Annotated in this window: 3 protein-coding genes and 1 pseudogene; 3 read left to right on the top strand and 1 reads right to left on the bottom strand. The window is 39.7% G+C overall.

Annotated features, from left to right (window positions below; all coding sequences use genetic code 11):
* The 3 genes and pseudogenes from ABD76_RS29095 to ABD76_RS01220 all read left to right on the top strand — a co-directional run.
* Positions 1–179: pseudogene (locus ABD76_RS29095) on the top strand (IS1380 family transposase); the annotation flags it as partial.
* 262 nt (positions 180–441) lie between these two features.
* Entirely contained in the window at positions 442–654 is a 213-nt protein-coding gene (locus ABD76_RS01225; RefSeq protein WP_197253626.1) for a hypothetical protein, read from the top strand.
* Between the two features lie 27 nt (positions 655–681).
* Positions 682–1194: a hypothetical protein gene (locus tag ABD76_RS01220; protein WP_197253624.1), complete on the top strand. Its 513-nt coding sequence runs from the start codon at positions 682–684 to the stop codon at positions 1192–1194.
* A gap of 245 nt (positions 1195–1439) precedes the next feature.
* Here ABD76_RS01220 and ABD76_RS01215 read toward each other — a convergent pair.
* Positions 1440–1785, bottom strand: a 346-nt coding sequence (locus tag ABD76_RS01215; RefSeq protein ID WP_197253583.1) for a transposase, incomplete at its 5' end; no start/stop codon positions are given.

The following is a 1785-nucleotide window of genomic DNA, read 5'->3' as shown; positions in this document are numbered from 1 at the left end:
AACCGGATGCCCCACTTCGAAACAAAGTCAGCTGCAGGCGGGTCAAAACGGTCATCGAAAATCTGATCTGGCTGGCCTCTCGAATGGTAGAGCATGCCAGACAAACGAAGCTCCGCTTCGGAAGACATAGTCCATGGTTTCAGACATTCCAGCGCATTTACGGGACCTTGTCGGGATAATAGATTGCGAACCTATGTTTCCGTTCAAGCTTTGCACAAGGGAAGCTTTGTTTCGTGATGTCTTTTTCAAGTGAATCGAGTCATCACCTCTGCTTTCTGCGCCTATCGTTACAGCTGATAGTGATGGTTCTCTTATTCGTAACCCTTTCACGGATTCAGGAAATCTACTCAACCAGTAAACCCAAATACAACTATTCCAAAATCATTTGAATTGAGTGTTGGTGATAGTACTTTTTGGGTTCATCCTAATGCGACCAAACATATGGCTGAATATTCAACAAAAACTTTATCACATGGTACTAAAATGACGGATCAAATGCTACTAAGAAGTTTTAAAGATGTTACTGAACAAGCTGTCAAGCAGGGAATAAAGTATGATGAGATGATTAAGATTGAAAACTGGGAGTTAATAGTTAGTAAACCTAGAGCAGGGGGTCAATTACCAGTTATTAAACACGCTCTATATGTTCCCTAAAATTATTAAGGGAAGGAGTTTATAGACATGATACAGGTAAATGAAATTTCTTGTGTTAAGGAAGAAAGCATAGAATTTGATGAATATGTTCCGATCACCGTTAGGTGGGGGGCAAATGAAAGAAGTTTTGATAAAGTCTTATATTGGAGAACAGGAGATTTTAAAAAATCTTTATTTGAGATGGGGATTTCAGAACAAGACGGTGGCTTAGTTTCGTTCACTTTAACACTTATAGATAGTGAGAAAGTTAAGATTTCTGAAAATCATGAAGGTGTAACCTCTAGTATTCAAGGGCTTCCTCTCTTTAACAAAGACACGATATTTAACGACAGTGTTTACTTTGATGATATTACCGATATCAAAGTAGAGGTTAGTAACAATAGTTTTAGTATATTATTTGATCAACTTCCAATAGTATCTCATATTCAGAATGGACGAGTACGGTTTGGCTTAACCGAACAAAAATTACTCGCCAAGATTGAAGTCTCGGATATTAGTAAATCAGAACATGAAAAATTAAAACTTGCGTTAAATATTTAAGATTTTAAATGTGGGGCCACCCAGTCCCGAATAAACCCATCATTCAACCAATAACATAACTACCCAATGTAATATCTGTATAAGGACTTCGTCATTCGTTTGTACGCACATAATTGCTTGAATTTTATAACCTAAATAACGCTTTAGCGTTACATTGAACAGGTTGTTATGGTCAGATAGCACACCATGATTGACCTGTTTTTTGTTATCTTCGTTTTCTCACAGTTTTTTAAAAGTCCGGTGAATTAGTGCAGTTGTAGCCGTCTGATGGACATGCAAAACGAGTAAAACAACTCAGCCAGCGCTGAAATGAGTAGGCGTGACAACGCCTCTGTCATCACGGATTTCGTTTTTTGGCATGCCGACATACCAGTTCGAGATCGCTTTTTCCCAAACCGGCATAGTCTTTTCAGATTTTGAACGATCGCCGTCAGTAGCGCCTGTTCTTGCATGCAGTCGAGTCCGCGGCTCCGTGCACGATCCATGCCATGCGCAACTTTGCTTTCAGCAAACACATGCTCACAGCGGGTTCGTAACTTTTGCAGATGACGGTAAGAACCCGTTAGCTGAATCCGTTTAGCTCTGTTTCGG

The organism is Paenibacillus dendritiformis (genome assembly GCF_015845845.1).
GTDB lineage: Bacteria > Bacillota > Bacilli > Paenibacillales > Paenibacillaceae > Paenibacillus_B > Paenibacillus_B dendritiformis_C.
The sequence above is the reverse complement of the archived record's forward strand: the minus strand, read 5'-3'. Positions and strand labels throughout refer to the sequence as shown.

What these genes read in the sequence shown, in the direction of transcription:
- ABD76_RS01225 (WP_197253626.1), top strand. Translation starts at nt 442, where the DNA reads ATGGCTGAATATTCAACAAAAACTTTATCACATGGTACTAAAATGACG.
- ABD76_RS01220 (WP_197253624.1), top strand. Translation starts at nt 682, where the DNA reads ATGATACAGGTAAATGAAATTTCTTGTGTTAAGGAAGAAAGCATAGAA.